The sequence below is a fragment of the Enterococcus sp. AZ149 genome (assembly GCF_051714285.1).
In the GTDB taxonomy this organism is placed as follows: domain Bacteria; phylum Bacillota; class Bacilli; order Lactobacillales; family Enterococcaceae; genus Enterococcus_D; species Enterococcus_D entomosocium.
The window spans coordinates 1,346,877-1,362,900 of record NZ_JBIORO010000001.1 but is presented as its reverse complement, the minus strand read 5'-3'; the positions used below and the strand labels follow the sequence as shown (position 1 = coordinate 1,362,900).

The 16,024-nt window shown below is 41.9% G+C and carries 19 protein-coding genes and 1 other annotated feature; of the genes, 10 read left to right on the top strand and 9 right to left on the bottom strand.

Features of this window, described 5'->3' with window-relative positions:
- Positions 1 to 160: 160 nt before the first annotated feature.
- The 5 genes from IGI94_RS06400 to IGI94_RS06380 all read left to right on the top strand — a co-directional run bounded on the left by IGI94_RS06400 (position 161) and on the right by IGI94_RS06380 (position 5,441).
- Positions 161 to 1,390, top strand: coding sequence for an SPFH domain-containing protein (locus IGI94_RS06400; RefSeq protein WP_016621227.1), 1,230 nt, complete (start codon positions 161 to 163; stop codon positions 1,388 to 1,390).
- A 16-nt stretch (positions 1,391 to 1,406) separates the two neighbouring features.
- On the top strand, positions 1,407 to 2,528 hold the full coding sequence (locus IGI94_RS06395) for an ATP-binding protein (protein ID WP_086372798.1): 1,122 nt from the start codon (positions 1,407 to 1,409) through the stop codon (positions 2,526 to 2,528).
- A complete protein-coding gene (locus tag IGI94_RS06390) occupies positions 2,525 to 3,346 on the top strand; it encodes a TPM domain-containing protein (RefSeq protein ID WP_005236637.1) in 822 nt (273 codons plus the stop codon). Before IGI94_RS06395 ends, IGI94_RS06390 begins: the two co-directional genes overlap by 4 nt.
- A gap of 97 nt (positions 3,347 to 3,443) precedes the next feature.
- On the top strand, positions 3,444 to 4,994 hold the full coding sequence (locus IGI94_RS06385) for an ATP-binding cassette domain-containing protein (protein ID WP_438899558.1): 1,551 nt from the start codon (positions 3,444 to 3,446) through the stop codon (positions 4,992 to 4,994).
- Positions 4,995 to 5,003: 9 nt separating this feature from the next.
- On the top strand, positions 5,004 to 5,441 hold the full coding sequence (locus tag IGI94_RS06380) for a helix-turn-helix domain-containing protein (protein ID WP_008381614.1): 438 nt from the start codon (positions 5,004 to 5,006) through the stop codon (positions 5,439 to 5,441).
- A 95-nt stretch (positions 5,442 to 5,536) separates the two neighbouring features.
- Here the strand turns inward: IGI94_RS06380 and IGI94_RS06375 are convergent, their stop codons facing one another.
- Complete coding sequence (locus IGI94_RS06375; RefSeq protein WP_005236650.1) at positions 5,537 to 6,505, bottom strand: pyridoxal-phosphate dependent enzyme; 969 nt, start codon at positions 6,503 to 6,505, stop codon at positions 5,537 to 5,539.
- Between the two features lie 209 nt (positions 6,506 to 6,714).
- On the opposite strand from IGI94_RS06375, the gene IGI94_RS06370 reads away from it, so the two are divergent.
- Together IGI94_RS06370 and IGI94_RS06365 are read left to right on the top strand one after the other, a co-directional pair.
- The gene (locus IGI94_RS06370; RefSeq protein WP_008381617.1) at positions 6,715 to 7,734 is read left to right on the top strand and encodes a branched-chain amino acid aminotransferase; all 1,020 of its coding nucleotides are present in this window, start codon (positions 6,715 to 6,717) and stop codon (positions 7,732 to 7,734) included.
- A 149-nt stretch (positions 7,735 to 7,883) separates the two neighbouring features.
- Positions 7,884 to 8,057: a hypothetical protein gene (locus IGI94_RS06365; protein ID WP_005236653.1), complete on the top strand. Its 174-nt coding sequence runs from the start codon at positions 7,884 to 7,886 to the stop codon at positions 8,055 to 8,057.
- Positions 8,058 to 8,176: 119 nt separating this feature from the next.
- Here the strand turns inward: IGI94_RS06365 and rplL are convergent, their stop codons facing one another.
- The 4 genes from rplL to rplK all read right to left on the bottom strand — a co-directional run bounded on the left by rplL (position 8,177) and on the right by rplK (position 10,577).
- A complete protein-coding gene (gene rplL, locus IGI94_RS06360; protein WP_003127081.1) occupies positions 8,177 to 8,548 on the bottom strand; it encodes a 50S ribosomal protein L7/L12 in 372 nt (123 codons plus the stop codon).
- Positions 8,549 to 8,608: 60 nt separating this feature from the next.
- Positions 8,609 to 9,109 carry a 50S ribosomal protein L10 gene (gene rplJ, locus IGI94_RS06355; protein ID WP_005236672.1) on the bottom strand — a complete coding sequence of 167 codons (501 nt, stop codon included), beginning with the start codon at positions 9,107 to 9,109 and terminating at the stop codon, positions 8,609 to 8,611.
- Positions 9,110 to 9,174: 65 nt separating this feature from the next.
- Positions 9,175 to 9,301: a sequence feature (ribosomal protein L10 leader region), on the bottom strand.
- 63 nt (positions 9,302 to 9,364) lie between these two features.
- Positions 9,365 to 10,054, bottom strand: a complete 690-nt coding sequence (rplA, locus tag IGI94_RS06350; RefSeq protein WP_005229790.1) for a 50S ribosomal protein L1 — start codon at positions 10,052 to 10,054, stop codon at positions 9,365 to 9,367.
- A gap of 100 nt (positions 10,055 to 10,154) precedes the next feature.
- Positions 10,155 to 10,577, bottom strand: a complete 423-nt coding sequence (rplK, locus tag IGI94_RS06345; RefSeq protein WP_005229787.1) for a 50S ribosomal protein L11 — start codon at positions 10,575 to 10,577, stop codon at positions 10,155 to 10,157.
- 318 nt (positions 10,578 to 10,895) lie between these two features.
- On the opposite strand from rplK, the gene sdaAB reads away from it, so the two are divergent.
- Together sdaAB and sdaAA are read left to right on the top strand one after the other, a co-directional pair.
- Complete coding sequence (gene sdaAB, locus IGI94_RS06340; protein WP_438899557.1) at positions 10,896 to 11,561, top strand: L-serine ammonia-lyase, iron-sulfur-dependent subunit beta; 666 nt, start codon at positions 10,896 to 10,898, stop codon at positions 11,559 to 11,561.
- A gap of 13 nt (positions 11,562 to 11,574) precedes the next feature.
- Complete coding sequence (sdaAA, locus tag IGI94_RS06335; RefSeq protein ID WP_008381622.1) at positions 11,575 to 12,447, top strand: L-serine ammonia-lyase, iron-sulfur-dependent, subunit alpha; 873 nt, start codon at positions 11,575 to 11,577, stop codon at positions 12,445 to 12,447.
- A 154-nt stretch (positions 12,448 to 12,601) separates the two neighbouring features.
- Here the strand turns inward: sdaAA and IGI94_RS06330 are convergent, their stop codons facing one another.
- The 4 genes from IGI94_RS06330 to rpmG form a co-directional block, all read right to left on the bottom strand.
- Positions 12,602 to 14,092, bottom strand: a complete 1,491-nt coding sequence (locus IGI94_RS06330; RefSeq protein WP_400450070.1) for a DUF1576 domain-containing protein — start codon at positions 14,090 to 14,092, stop codon at positions 12,602 to 12,604.
- 128 nt (positions 14,093 to 14,220) lie between these two features.
- The gene (gene nusG, locus IGI94_RS06325) at positions 14,221 to 14,763 is read right to left on the bottom strand and encodes a transcription termination/antitermination protein NusG (protein ID WP_005229769.1); all 543 of its coding nucleotides are present in this window, start codon (positions 14,761 to 14,763) and stop codon (positions 14,221 to 14,223) included.
- Between the two features lie 119 nt (positions 14,764 to 14,882).
- Positions 14,883 to 15,053 carry a preprotein translocase subunit SecE gene (secE, locus tag IGI94_RS06320; protein ID WP_005229766.1) on the bottom strand — a complete coding sequence of 57 codons (171 nt, stop codon included), beginning with the start codon at positions 15,051 to 15,053 and terminating at the stop codon, positions 14,883 to 14,885.
- 12 nt (positions 15,054 to 15,065) lie between these two features.
- Positions 15,066 to 15,218: a 50S ribosomal protein L33 gene (gene rpmG, locus IGI94_RS06315; RefSeq protein ID WP_005229764.1), complete on the bottom strand. Its 153-nt coding sequence runs from the start codon at positions 15,216 to 15,218 to the stop codon at positions 15,066 to 15,068.
- Between the two features lie 155 nt (positions 15,219 to 15,373).
- Here rpmG and cbpA point away from each other — a divergent pair, with 155 nt between their 5' ends.
- Entirely contained in the window at positions 15,374 to 16,012 is a 639-nt protein-coding gene (gene cbpA / locus IGI94_RS06310) for a cyclic di-AMP binding protein CbpA (protein ID WP_008379786.1), read from the top strand.
- Positions 16,013 to 16,024 lie beyond the last annotated feature (12 nt).

Here is a 16,024-nt window from a genome sequence, read left to right as displayed (position 1 = left end):
GCGCTTTCACTCACTATATCCTTTTATTCCTCCCTATTTTCAAGAAAAAAGACCATTCCTCTTCTCCAACTTTAGACTGATAACGTAAATCTCACCTCCTATGGTATAATGAATCTACGTTCATCTATTGTGATGAAAACAATTTAAAGGAGGACTGAAAATGGGTATTATCAAAGCGGCAACAAGCGCAATTGGCGGCGGATTAGCAGATCAATGGCTAGAGGTGATCGAGCCTGACAATATGAGCGATTCGACAGTAATGACAAAAGGTGTCAAAGTGCGGCGTAATGACAAACGCGGTTCTAACAGAAAAGGCACGGAAGATGTCATCACTGATGGGTCAGTGATCCATGTCTATCCGAATATGATGATGTTATTGGTTGATGGCGGGCGAATCATCGATTATACCGCTGAAGAAGGCTACTATACCGTCAAAAATGAATTAGCGCCTTCGATGTTGAACGGTTCATTGAAAGATGCGATTTCTGAAACCTTCGACCGCTTTAAGTTTGGCGGCGTTACACCACAAAAACAACAAGTTTTTTATATCAATCTTCAAGAAATCAAAGGAATTCGCTTCGGTACTTCATCGCCTTTGAACTATTTTGACAACTTTTATAACGCAGAACTATTCTTACGGGCGCACGGAAACTATTCCTTACGAATTACCGATCCAATTTTGTTCTATACGAATGCGATCCCAAAAAACAAAAGTCAAGTCGATATCAACGACATCAATGAGCAGTACTTAGCTGAATTTTTGACCGCCCTACAAACAGCGATCAACAAAATGTCCGCTGATGGCGAACGAATTTCTTACGTTCCATCTAAGAGCATGGAATTAAGCAAATATATGGGAACGGTTCTTGATGACAGCTGGCGAGAACTCCGCGGCATGGAAATCGTTTCTGTTGCCGTCGCAAGCATCTCTTATACGGATGATTCCGTAAAACTGATCAACATGCGGAACCAAGGGGCAATGTTAGGCGACCCTTCGATTCGTGAAGGCTATGTTCAAGGTTCGGTTGCTCGTGGTATGGAATCTGCCGGTAGCAATGCCGCTGGGGCTACGACTGGGTTTGTTGGCATGGGCATGGGGATGAACGCTGGCGGCGGTTATTTGAACCAAGCGTCTCAAAACAACCAGCAGCAGATGCAGCAGCAACAGGCTTCCGCACAAAACAGCGCAGATCATTGGGACTGTCCACAATGCGGCACCTCTAATACTGGTAAATTCTGCAGCAATTGCGGGACGCCAAAACCAACGAGCGATGGACCAAGCCTGAAAATGAAATGCAGCGATTGTGGTGAAGTGATCGATTTAGCCAACGGCATTCCAAAATTCTGTCCGAATTGCGGCAAACCTTTCAAAGGTGTCCCAGTAGACTAATTGAGGAGGATTGCTGATGGATGTTATCACACATAAGTGCCCCAATTGTGGTGGCGCTTTAACCTTTGATCCTGGCGATCAAAAATTTCATTGTCCATTTTGTCTGAGTATTTTTACTGAAGACGAAGTCACTGCCTTTGAAGAAAAGCAAAAAGAAGCGCAGATGGCCGATACTCCTGTCTCAGATCCTTCTGCAGCGACCGAGACCGAACCGTCCCTTCAAGAAGAAGTTAGAGAGCAAGCCGATGCACAAGCGGGGCAGATGGACCTTTTCACCTGCCCCAGCTGCGGTGCTGAAATCGTGACGGATGCGACTACAGCCGCAACCTATTGCTACTTTTGCCATAATCCGGTCGTTTTGTCGGGACGGCTTTCAGGAGAATTTTTACCTAACAAAGTCCTCCCTTTTGCCATCGAAAAGGAAGAAGCAACTGCGAAATTCTTAGAATGGGCGCAAAAGAAAAAATTTGTGCCACGGGATTTCTTCGATCAAGCACAAGTAGAGAAATTGACTGGTGTGTACTTCCCTTATTGGGTCGTCGATGCTGAGATGAATGGCTTGCTTTCAGGTATGGGTACCTCTTTGCGTATTTGGCGCGTTGGTGATATTGAATATACTGAGCACAAACAATACGATGTCTTGCGACGAGGAAAAATCAAGGTGAATGAATTGCTCAAGCATGCGCTGTCAAAAAACGTTCAGCAAAAAATGGTGACTGGCGTTCAGCCGTTTCCCCTTGAAAAAGCTGTTAATTTTCGCAGTCAGTATTTAGCCGGCTTCCAAGCAGAAAAAAGAGACATTGAATACATTGATCTTTCTGACGAAGTCAAAAACGAATTATCGGGTTATGCTGAAAATCTGCTAGCAGGTACCGTCAATGGCTATACTAGTTTTAAACGCAACAATCGTTCCATCAATCTAACAAAAGAAGAAAACAACTACGTTTTGCTTCCTGTATGGCTAGTGACCTATCGAGCCGATGATGAAAACAAGAGTGCCTTTTATTATGCGATGAATGGGCAAACCGGAAAAGTCAGCGGTGTTTTACCGATTAGTTACAAGCGCTTGGGAATCGTCAGTGGCGCAATTTTCGCGGCAACGACCATCCTCGCATTGATTGGAGCGTATTTCTTATGAAAAAACTATCTTATTTGTTGTTACTGCTGGTTGGCTTTTTCTTAACCGCCCTGCCCGCCTTCGCAGCCGAAGAGACAGTCGCAGACCACGCTGGACTCTTTACCGAACAAGAGATCCAGAAGTTGAACGAAGAAGCAGAAGCGCTGAATGCAAAGATCAAAGGCGAAGTTTTTATTCAAACAACAAACAGCAATACGGGAGATATCGAGTTGTACACTGATCGATATCTTTCAAGACGGATCGGCAACGACAACAACGGTTCGGCATTGGTGATCGATATGGCGCAACGGAAATTTCACGTTTCGACTTCCGGAAATATGATCGATTATCTTACCGATTCACGTCTAGATAAGCTACTTGATGCGGTATTTGACCAGATGGCAGAGGGAAATTATTATCAAGCTGCATTGGTCTATCTGCAAAAAGCAGAGGGTTTTGTGGAAGCAGGTGTTCCTGCCGATCATTATCGTATCGATCGTGATACCGGAAAAATTACTTATTACAAAGTGATAACGCCACTAGAAATTGCTATTTGCTTAGCGATCGCGGCAGTGATCAGTATCGCTTTTTTCATCATTGTTAAATCCCGTTACCAATTAAAAATGGGCGGCTACAAATTTAACTATCTAGAAAAATCAAGTATTGATCTGACCCAAAAAGAAGATCGCTTAGTCAATTCCTTTGTCACAACCAGACGCATCCCCCGTCCTTCGAATAATGGTGGAGGCGGTGGTGGCGGTTTTTCTGGCGGCGGCGGTGGCAGTACGACCCACTCTTCTGGTGGCGGAACATTCGGCGGCGGCGGACGCAGCTTTTGATTTTTCAAGAGTTCCTTTAATCAGGAACTCTTTTTTTGTTGACAATTTCCATAAAAACATCTACTATTTAGGAAAATATAGGAAATGAGTTGATTTTATGTTTGAAATTATTAGAAACAATAAACTTTTTATCAGTTTGAGTAGTTTGCTAGTTTTTTTGACTGTCCTGACAAACCTCGCTTTCCCTTTGCTTCTACAAGAAGATCACGCACTGCGCTTTGATCATCTCGTCGGCTTATTAGCGTTCATATTAAGTATCACTTATTGCGCGCAATTCTTATTGATTGTGATGAAAGAGCGCTATGCAGCTTCGATGAATGTTCGCCATCTCTTAGAATTGTTAAAAAAAATGAAAAGGAAGAGTTATGTAGAACTCTCTGAAAAGGAGCCCACTTATCTATTAAACCGCATCTTTGGCGTTGTTGATTCCTTATACTTGTTTATTTGCGGTAGTTTTAGCGAAGCCATTCGCTGCTTTTTCTTATTGCTGATCCCACTTTTTTTGTGTTTCCAATTGCATTATTTACTGGGTTTCATTTTACTATCGCTATTTCCCATCAATGTTTTTGGGTTTCGATGGATCAATCAACAGTTGAGTATTAAGATGAAAAATATGCAAGAAGCATTTTCTCTTAGCAATAAGGAAATGTTAACAACATTGTCCCATATTGATACAATGAAGCAATGGAGTGACGCTGTTCTTGAGCAGCTGTTTTCCTCTCAATTGACATCGATGTATCAAACATTAGCAAACACCAATACTTTTGCCCAAACGACTAGTTTAGTCCTTAATGCGATCAATCAGATCGCCCAGATCGGCGTCTATTTGTTTATGATTCAAGGAATATTACAAGATGAACTGCCAACCTCTGCGTTGATTTTGATTGGCGTGCTATTACCCATTTACTTTTCTGCATTAAGTGGTTTAACGAAAATCAATCTTGATACAGCTACTCTGAGGACCAATCAACGTTTTGTTAACGAAGAATTGGCTGCTCCCGATGACCGCTGGAACCAAACGTGTGAAGCTACTCTGAGTCTTACTTTCGACCACCCTGTCGTATCCATTGGCAACCACAGCTTTTCCTTTCCCATTGAAGAAACCTTGAAACCTGGTGAACATATTTACTTGGCTGGCGCTTCAGGAAAAGGAAAATCAACGTTTTTAAAGGCAATTGCTGGCCTTTATCCATCAGAAGGAATTTCGCTTTCAACGAAGAGTAAACGCATCAAGCCAAGAAACCCTGAAACAGATAAAACCCTCTACCTTGCTCAAGACCCTACGATTCTCTCTCGGACAATTGAAGAAAATCTTGTATGGGGAAGAAAAATGACGGGAGAAGAAAAAACAATTATCGAAACCTCTGGTATTTTAGCGCCCATTTTTCAACAGCGCTCATGGACTAGCAGGCTTGCGGAAAATGGTGCCGACTTGTCTGGAGGAGAAAAGCAAAGAATCGCTCTAGCTCGCATATTATTAAGTGATGCCGAAATCATTCTTTTAGACGAAGCTACCAGCAGCCTTGATGATGAAGCTGCCGAAAAGATTATGAAGTGTTTAAAAAAACATGCAGAAAAACGCATGATCATCTATACTAGTCATAAGAAAGAGGAGCAACGCTTTTGTGATCGTACAATCGCTTTGTAGGAGGAACCGATGAAAGATTATTATACCGTTGAAGAAGTCGCTGAAAAACTGGGCGTAACGACTCGAACCATCCGAAATTATCAAAAGACCAACCAACTTAAAGGGACAAAAATTGGCGGGCAGTGGCGCTTTTCTTACAAAGATGTGGCTTCGTTGATGGGCGAACCATTTGAAGATCCCCTGCTTTCTTTTGCTTCAATACGTTCAGAAAAACAGATACCCGAAAGCTTACTTGCCATTGATTTCTTTATTGAATCAGAGGAATTGCTACAACAGCAAAAAAAAATCGTTATTGATGAGTTCAATGCACTTTACTCAGGGGAAAGTCGGCGTTTTTACTTTGAAAAAATCAACCCAACGATGGCACGATTTACATTGGTCGGACCGTTGAAATATGTAACAACCTTTGGACAGTGGATCGAAACAATACTTTCTCTCCCAAAGTAATCATCTGAGCGCCTGCTTTGAATTTAAAAGAAGAGACCCAATTAGGAGAATGTCTAATCAGGTCTCTTCTTTCTTTTTTGGAAGGCTTGTTGCACTCAGATGATTTCCTTAAACACAGAGAAATCAATATTGCCGCCGGAGACCAATGCCACAGTTTTCTTTCCTCGAAGCAAATGATCGATCTGTCCGCTTAAAATCGCCGCCGTACTTAATGCACCAGCCCCTTCTGCGATGACTTTTTCCCTCAATGCTAAGTAATGGATCGCTTGTTCGATATCGGATTCTTCAACTAAGACCGTTTCATCGATACGGGTCTTTAAAACATCATAGGTCAGTTCCCCTGCCAAAGCAACATCACAGCCATCGGCGATCGTTCTACTGCGGCGATTGGCTACTAGCTTTTGCTGCCAAAGTGAGGCGATCATGCCATAAACGCCATAGGATTGAACGCCGATGATTTTGACTTCTGGACGAAGTTCTTTTAAGGCTAAAGCAATCCCAGCAATCAACCCACCACCGCCGATGGGAATAATGACATTATCAACATCTGGAAGATCCTCCAACAGTTCGATCGCAATCGTTCCTTGCCCCTCCATTACTGCACGATCATCAAAGGGAGAGACAAATACTTCGCCACTATCTTTCATGGCGTCTAGTGTCAGTTGTTTGGTTTCATCAAACGTCTCTCCTGCTAAAACGACTTGTGCGCCATAACTTCTTGTCGCCTCTATTTTTGTTTTGGCAGCCGTTAATGGCATAAAAATTCGGACATTGATCCCCAGTAACGATCCGGCGAGAGCAACACCTTGCGCATGATTTCCTGCAGAACAGGCAATGACACCGCGAAGTTTTTCTGCATCAGTCAATGACGCGAGTTTGTTATACGCCCCCCGCGCTTTAAAGGAGCCGGTACGCTGTAGATTTTCTAATTTCAAAAATATCGTGCCCTCTTTTTCTTTGCCTAAAATATTACTTGGTGCAAGTGGTGTATGGATCATGATTGGTTTCAATCGTCGATACGCAGCAGCGATCCCCAGACTGTCCGTCAACACTTCCTCAATCACAAACGTTCCCCCTTTTTGTTTTTTTATACTCTCATTGAAGCACAGAACTTGTAGAAAAACAATCTGGGGAACTCGTACAAGCAAAGATCGGTTCCCCTTTCTTTACACGTCACTGTCACCAAATATTCTTACAGAAGAATTTTCAGAAAATAATGACATTTCTTTTCTGAAGTGCTATACTTAGAAAAATTAAAAAAGGGTGTGAACGAATGACAATCGATTGGTCAAATTTAGGGTTTTCTTATATCAAAACGCCATGGCGTTTTTTGGCAACATGGAAAGACGGTTCTTGGAATGAAGGCGAACTTACCGAGGATAATTATCTGCATATCCACGAGGGATCAACCGCTCTTCATTATGGACAGCAATGTTTTGAAGGACTAAAAGCCTACCGAAGAAAAGATGGCGGCATCAATTTGTTCCGTCCAGACGAAAATAGCAAACGGATGAACCGCAGTGCCTATCGTCTGCGTATGCCAGAGGTTCCTGAGGCCTTTTTCTTAGATGCGGTAAAACAAGTAGTAAAAGCAAATCAGGAATATGTTCCGCCTTATGGCAGCGGCGCCACCTTGTATATTCGTCCTCTATTGATTGGCGTCGGAGAAAATATCGGTGTAAGCCCAGCACCAGAGTATATTTTTACGGTTTTTTGTATGCCGGTCGGACCTTACTTTAAGGGCGGATTGACACCAACCAATTTCATTGTTTCTGATTATGATCGCGCGGCACCAAATGGTACTGGCGCAGCCAAAGTTGGTGGAAATTATGCGGCGAGTTTGTTACCTGGATACGAAGCCCATCAACGGAAATTTTCCGATTGCATCTACCTTGATCCAGAAACGCATACCAAAATCGAAGAAGTCGGTTCTGCCAACTTTTTCGGGATCACGGCTGCTAATGAATTTGTGACACCAAAATCTCCTTCTATTTTACCAAGTATCACAAAATATTCATTGCTGCATCTAGCGCAACATTCATTAGGATTAACCCCTGTGGAAGGTGATGTTTATCTCAATGAGCTGGATCGTTTTGTCGAAGCGGGTGCCTGCGGAACAGCTGCTGTTATTTCCCCGATCGGCGGGATCCAAAACGGCGAGGATTTCCATGTGTTCTATAGCGAAACGGAAGTTGGTCCACAAACAAAAGCATTGTATCACCAATTGACCGGCATTCAATTCGGCGATATTTCGGCACCAACCGGTTGGATCTTTGATGTTCCATTGGATTAAGCGAACCGGGCTACATCCTCTTCAACCGAACGATCACTACGGACCGTTCGGTTTTTCTCTTTCTATCGATCAATTTATCATCACTGCATCAGAATTGATTGCCACAACTCTTTTGACTTGTTACAATCATAGCAAAGGGAGGCGTAATGATGGGCAAACGATTCGGCTATTCTTTGCTAGCAACAGCCTTGTATTTGGTGGTTTCCAATATTGGTAATCTCGTTTTTGGTATTAACCGCAGCTTTAGTTGGACCACAACGTTGTGGGAAGCATTTTTCTTTTTTATTTTCGTGTTCTTATTCCAACAATTTCGAAAAAAATAAGCAGCGATCCTCGCTCATAAAAAAACGAGGATCGCTGCTTATTACTTTTTAGGAATCTCAGCCTCTAACAAAAAAAGCGCCAAACCCCTTCATACGAAAAGATTTGACACTAAGAAAAATTATTTAACTGTTACTGAAGCGCCAACTTCTTCTAAAGCTGCTTTCAATGCTTCAGCTTCGTCTTTAGAGATGCCTTCTTTAACTGCTGAAGGAGCTCCGTCAACGACTGCTTTCGCTTCTTTCAAGCCTAAGCCAGTTGCTTCACGAACTGCTTTGATAACTTTAACTTTTTGATCGCCAGCTGCAGTCAATTCTACAGTGAATTCAGTTTGTTCTTCAGCAGCACCAGCATCGCCAGCTCCACCAGCTACAGCTACAGGAGCTGCAGCAGATACGCCAAATTCTTCTTCGATAGCTTTAATTAAATCGTTTAATTCTAAGATTGTCGCGCCTTTTAGCTCTTCGACAATGTTTTCAATGTTCAATGCCATTTTGTTTTCCTCCATTTAAGTAAGTAGTTTAGTTTTTAATACTGAAAAATTATGCGGCAATTATGCTGCATCTTCTTCTTTTTCTGCCACTGCTTTGACAGCGTAAGCCACGTTGCGGATAGGTGCTTGTAGCACAGATAGCAACATAGAAAGAAGTCCTTCGCGGTTTGGCAATTTCGCCAATGCAGTAATTTCTTCCAATGAAGAAACTTTGCCTTCGATGATACCGCCTTTGATTTCTAAAGCTTTTGCGTCTTTTGCGAAATCGTTAATGATTTTTGCAGGTGCAACAACGTCTTCGTTACTGAATGCTACGGCAGTAGGGCCAGTGAATACTTCACCTAAACCCTCTAGACCAGCTTTTTCAGCAGCACGAGAAAGAATTGAGTTTTTGATAACTTTCATCTCAACGTTTGCATCACGCAATTGTTTACGTAAGCGAGTTACTTCATCAACAGTTAGTCCACGGTAGTCAACAACGACTACAGATGCGGCTGCAGAGAATTTTGCACTCACTTCATCAACGATCGCGGATTTTTTAGCGATAGCTGCTTCACTCATTTATATTTCACCTCCTGATTTTGATGGAAGAGTTTCTTCGAAACAAACTGTTCCTTTGTCCTATAAAGGACAATAAAAAAACTCTATGCCACCGTAGACATAGAGGGACTATTGAAGATTCTCAATAAACGTCCTCGGTAGGAAATTAAGGCAAATGCCACCTACTGTCTTCGGTACAGTTAAACTTTTAACCTTGACTACCTTACCATAGATAAGGTAGTCAAGTCAATAAAAGTTTTGAATTTTTGTATTAAATTAGAAAGAAGCTTGTTCTACATGGATCCCAGGACCAAATGTTGTTGTAACTGAGATATTTTTCATGTATTGACCTTTTGCTGCTGAAGGTTTAGCTTTCAACAATGTTTCATGGATCGTTTTGAAGTTTTCAATCAATTTGTCATCTTCAAAAGAAACTTTTCCGATTGGTACGTGGATGTTTCCAGCTTTGTCAACACGGTAAGTAACTTTACCAGCTTTTACTTCGTTAACTGCTTTTGTTACGTCCATTGTTACTGTACCAGTTTTAGGGTTAGGCATCAAACCTTTAGGGCCTAATACACGACCTAATTTACCAACAGTAGCCATCATGTCAGGCGTTGCAACAACAACGTCAAAATCGAACCAGCCACCTTGGATTTTTTGAACCATATCGTCGTCACCAACGAAATCAGCACCAGCTGCTTCTGCTTCTTTGGCTTTATCGCCTTTAGCAAAAACTAAAACTGTTTGTGTTTTACCAGTACCGTTTGGTAATACAACCGCGCCACGGATTTGTTGATCCGCTTTTTTAGGGTCTACGTTTAATTTGTAAGCAACTTCAACCGTTGCGTCGAATTTTGCAATATTTGTTTCTTTTGCCAAAGCTACTGCTTCTTCAACTGAATAAGCTTTTGTAGCATCAACTTTTTTCAATGCTTCTTGCATTTTTTTGCTTTTTTTAGCCATTTTGTTTCCTCCTTGATGTGGTTATAACGGTAGAACCTCCCACGTGTCCCATATTTTTCAATATGAAGCCGACTGAGAAGCTACTTCCTTAGGGCTGTAATTATTCTACAGTGATCCCCATGCTTCGTGCAGTTCCTTCAACCATGCGCATTGCTGCTTCAACGTCAGCTGCGTTTAGGTCTTCCATTTTCAATTCAGCGATTTCTTTTACTTGATCGCGTGAAACTTTTGCAACTTTTGTTTTGTTTGGTTCGCCTGAACCTTTTTCAACGTTTGCTGCTTTTTTCAACAATACTGCTGCTGGTGGTGTTTTTGTAACGAAAGTAAATGAACGGTCTTCGTATACAGAGATCACTACTGGAATGATCAAACCTGCTTGATCAGCTGTACGAGCATTGAATTCTTTAGTGAATCCCATGATGTTGATACCCGCTTGACCTAGCGCAGGACCTACCGGCGGAGCTGGTGTTGCTTTACCTGCAGGAATTTGCAATTTAACGATTTTTTCTACTTTTTTTGCCACGAGACATACCTCCTTGAGTCCGTGATGTGGTTAATTGGAGATCCAAATTTCTCCTCCCACTTTGGTGATTCATGTGCACACACAAAAAACGTGTGACGAAAGCACACTGGAATATTATAGCATCTTTATGGAATAATTCAAGGTTTTTCAGCTGATTTTTTTGAAAAAATGCTCACCAGCGCTTTTCGTTAGTCCATCGCTAAAAAAAGAAATAAAAATCACTTGCTTTTGGTCTGCTTTTTTCATTCTCTCATTTTTTTATGCTACACTACTACTGGAATTCTTCCCTATTCGTTTACTACTATCGAGGTGAAAAAAATGGAACAATTAAAATACCGCAGTGTATTTGACATAATCGGACCCATCATGGTGGGTCCCAGCAGTTCTCATACCGCCGGTGCTGCCCGGATCGGAAAAATCGTTCGCAGTATTTTTGGCGAACAGCCAGACAGTGTAGATATCCTGTTGTATGAATCGTTTGCTAAAACCTATCGCGGTCATGGAACCGATATTGCGTTAGTTGGCGGTCTCTTAGGCATGGAGCCAGATGATGCTCGCCTAGCGGACTCTTTAAAAATCGCTTATGAGAAAGGGATCGAAGTCTTATTCGTCCCTAAAAAAGAAAAAGCGGAACATCCGAATATGGTCAAGATGATTTTGACAAAAGGTAGCCACAAACTATCTGTCACTGGCATCTCGATAGGTGGTGGCAACATTCAAATCTCAGAGCTTAACGGCTTCAAAATTTCTCTGACACTGGGTACCCCTACTTATGTGATCGTCCATCAAGATGTTCCGGGAATGATTGCGAAAGTAACCAATTTACTATCAGAGGATCAAATCAATATCGGTACGATGACCGTTACGAGAGAAGCTGTCGGTGATAAAGCAATCATGATCATCGAAGTCGATCAGCGCAATGATCAGCTGGCGCAACAAATCAAAGTTTTGCCGCACGTTTACAGCGCTGCGTATTTTGATTAAAGGAGATAAGCACATGTTCTATACAATAGAAGAGTTAGTAATAGAAAGTAAAAATTATCCTTCCGTTGCAGAGATGATGATTGCGATCGAAGCAGAAAATACTGGTCGTAGTCGCGAACAAATCCTTGCAATCATGGAAAAGAATTTAGTTGTTATGGAACAATCAGTCGCTGAAGGTGTCGCTGGTGTAAAATCGGTGACGGGATTGACCGGCGGCGATGCGACTCGCATGAACGACTACCTTGCTGCCGGTGATTTTTTAAGCGGAGAAACCATTCTACAAGCGGTCCAAAATGCCATTGCAGTCAACGAAGTCAATGCGAAAATGGGCTTGATCTGTGCAACACCGACTGCCGGTAGTGCGGGTGTTGTTTCTGGTGTATTGATGGCCGTACGTGAGCGTTTGGCACTGACTCGAGCGCAACAAGTCGACTTTTTGTTTACAGCCGGCGCCTTTGGCCTGGTGATTGCCAACAATGCCTCGATTTCCGGTGCCGAAGGCGGTTGTCAAGCAGAGATCGGTTCTGCTAGCGCAATGGCAGCGGCGGCTTTGGTTTGTGCAAAAGGTGGCACCCCCCACCAAGCGGCTCAAGCGGTGGCGATCACCCTCAAGAATATGATGGGCTTGATTTGTGACCCTGTCGCGGGCTTAGTCGAGGTCCCCTGCGTGAAGCGCAATGCCCTGGGATCTTCCCAGGCCTTTATCTCTGCCGACATGGCATTAGCAGGAATCGAAAGTGTCATCCCACCTGATGAAGTGGTCTTAGCGATGTATCAAGTCGGACGACAAATGCCTAGCATTTTCAAAGAAACGGCTGAAGGTGGTCTAGCCATGACGCCGACTGCCCAACGCCTACAGGCAGAAATCTTAGAAGCCAATCGTTGATGTTTTTTTAGAAATGAACACGAATAAAAACCAACCAAGAACAACCAATCGTTGCTTGTTCTTGGTTGGTTTTCATTTTCCCATTATTTCCAACGACGAAAAGGCAAGCACTCCCTACTTGTTAAACAAGTAACAAATGACATTGGCGGTTTTTCTACTCCCACTCGCCTACCCTATAGTGTTTCTTTTGGGCAACGGGTTTTAATACCTTCACAGGCTCGGAAAATTTAGGTTTTCCTTCTGTTTGATCCAATGGGACCAATGGCTGCTCGCTTTCTTGTGCTTTCAAGTCCATTTGTGGTTTTTCATCCTTGGTAGCTTGCGCCTGATCGGCTGATTTTTGCCAAAGCTGTTTGCTGAGATCCAATAAGGGAATGATCATCATGGCGACTAGCCCGCCAGAAAAACCATTGTTATACAGATTCAAACCTCCATGTAAGAAATCAATATTCAGTACCATTGAGGCGTGCACAAAACCGACCACCAAGCCGCCTTTCCAGCCATAGGCATTTGTTACTGCACAGAGCATCATCGCAAAAATCGCTGACGTGACTGTAACCGTCTCGTTGATGGTGTATACGCTCAATAGATTGGCAATCGTCACCCCTGCCAATAAAGGCAGCGAGTTAAAGACATGAGAGCCACAAGCAGAAAAGCCGATGACGCAAAAGATCGCACCGATAACTGGTCCATTTAAAACCGCACCAATACTGACGACATATGCCACAAGCAAAAACGTCATCAATCCCATGTTGATCATCGTATTATAAACGCCGGTATCACGTAAGATATCTCGTTCGATTTTGCCACTATGAGACCAAATCGCTCGCATATTCAATCGTTTTTTCTTGATTGCCATCAGTGACCCATAGCCTACGAACACACTTCCTAAAACCAGCATCATGAGAATCAAACGCGGCTGCTGTTCTTGCGACACCAATGTTCTTAGCTCAATCGTTAGGCCAAACATCCGACAGATAGCGGCGACTAATGTACACAACATTCCTGAAGTGAATCCAGCACTGTATAAACTGACGCTTTGAAATAGTCCTTGAAAATATAAGGCCATGGGAACCATCAAAAAACCGGTAAAAATTCCAATACCGTACCCCATCACCAAGCTAAAATAAGGCGGTAGTGAGTCATTGAATGCAAAATAGCTGACGATTGGAGAAACCGACGATCCATACAATGCAATCAACAGAAATTTTTTCAATGGTTCATTCATAAAATACGAATACAGACGGACGCCTAAAAATATCGGGATAAAATTTAGTAGATTTTTCCCAAAAAAACCATACCCAGTCACCATAAAGATAGCAGACACCGCGCCTCCTGTGATCGGCACCCGATAATGATAGCAAATCGAGATCGCTACAAACGTCATCAAACTGCTGTTTAATAAAGCCGACCCTACAGAAGTCATAGCAATATAATCTGTCACAAGATGACTTTCCGAAAATAAAATCAACTTGAGCTCTTCGACTGCCACCCTTGGATCGAAAAACAACATGGCAAAGAAAAACAGCAGCAAATTAAAAAGAAGCAACAAGCTATACCCATTATGTACAGAGATCATCCCTTTAGTATGGGGATGAAAATCATTGTGAAACTTTACTCTAAAAAAAGCAAATAATTTTGACATAAGACCCCTTCCTCTTATAAAGCGCTTACTCATTTTGAGAAAAAAAGTGGGCCAACGAATTGGTCCACTTTATTCTCATTACTGTTATTTTACCGTAAATGAGCCGTTCATGCTAGTCTATCCAGCAGTTAAATTTTATCTACTTGCTCAAAATCAAGTTCTGTACTGGTTTCACGACCGAACATATCGATGTTCACTTTTAGTTTTTGTTTTTCTTCATCGATTTCTGCTACTTGTCCTTCTAGACCAGAAAACGCACCTTCGATGATTTTGACGGTTTCGCCAATTTCGACTTCCAGTTCAACTGTCCGAGTACTCATACCGATCGAACGTAAAATTGAATTGATTTCTTCTTGTAATAAAGGCGCTGGCTTGCTTCCTGCACCATGAGAGCCAACGAAACCTGTTACCCCAGGAGTATTACGTACAACGTACCAAGATTCATCCGTCATGACCATTTCAACTAATACATAGCCAGGAAATGTTTTATGAACGATTTCTTTGGTTTTGCCGTTTTTTTCTTCTGTTTCTACTTCTTCGGGAACGACGACACGGAAAATATAATCACCCATCCCCATGCTTTGTGCACGTGACTCTAGGTTCGCTTTTACTTTGTTTTCATAGCCAGAATACGTATGCAGTACATACCAATTTTTTTCAAAAGATTCCATTTTTTTCGGACTCCCCATCTTTTTTGTAAAATAAAAAAACCTCAGCTGCACCGAAGTTTTTCCTCAAAGCGATTATAGCACGATTTGTGATAAATGACTAGCGCTATCAGTAAGAAGTGTTACTTTAGGATCCAATTGAAGACCGTTTGAATCAGTGTGTCCATCACAAAGAACATCAATGCAAAAATAATGGTTGTTTGAATCACCACAAATGTATCTTTGCGTAATTGTTTTTTTGATGGCCAAGAAACGTTTTTCATTTCTTCAACAACATTTTTCAAAAATTTCATTCGATTCCCTCCTTACTTCGTTTCACGATGCAAAGTATATTGATTGCAATACTTGCAAAATTTGTTGATTTCAAGGCGTTCGCCTTTTTTACCTTCACTGACTGATTTTGAATAGTTGCGGGATCCGCAGACAGAACAAGCCAAAGCAGCTTTTTTCGTTGCCATCTTAGTGTCCTCCCCCTTTTTATAAAGTTTTCCAACACTAAAAATACCATTTATTTAAGATTGTGTCAATTTTTGATTTTCTGTCGTATAAATATAGTTTCTGCTGATTTTGTGGTATGATAATGGTGTTAAATGGGTATTTGGGAGGGAAAATTATGTTATTAAAAACAATGGTTTACAAAAAACGCGATTTAACAACGGTAAAGGAAACAGCTACCTTAGAAGAAGCGCTGGCAATTTTAGAAGAGTCTGGTTATCGTTGTGTGCCTATCCTAGATGAATCAGGAAAGATTTTTAGAGGAAATATTTATAAAATGCACATCTATCGCCATAAAGCAAATGGCGGTGACATGACTTTACCCGTCACCTATCTGCTAAAAAATGCGACGAAGTTCATTTATGTCAACTCTTCATTTTTTAAGGTTTTCTTTACAATCAAAGAATTGCCTTATATTGCGGTACTAGATGAAAACAATCAATTTTACGGCATCTTGACTCATAGTTCCTTATTGAATATGTTGTCACAATCATGGAGCGTCGAACAAGGAAGCTATGTGTTGACGATCGCATCAACAGGTCAACAAGGCGACTTAGCGGTTATCTCAAAAATAATCGCAAAATACAGCAGTATCGCTAGCTGTATCACTCTCGACATCGGTAAAGACGAATTTATTCGTCGTACGATGATCACTTTACCAGCAAACACATCAAAAGAATTATGCGACAAGATCGTTGCGCAACTAGAAGCGAAAAACTTCAAAGTTGTGGAGATCGAAGACTTAAAAGCAGAATAAAATAAAAGATCA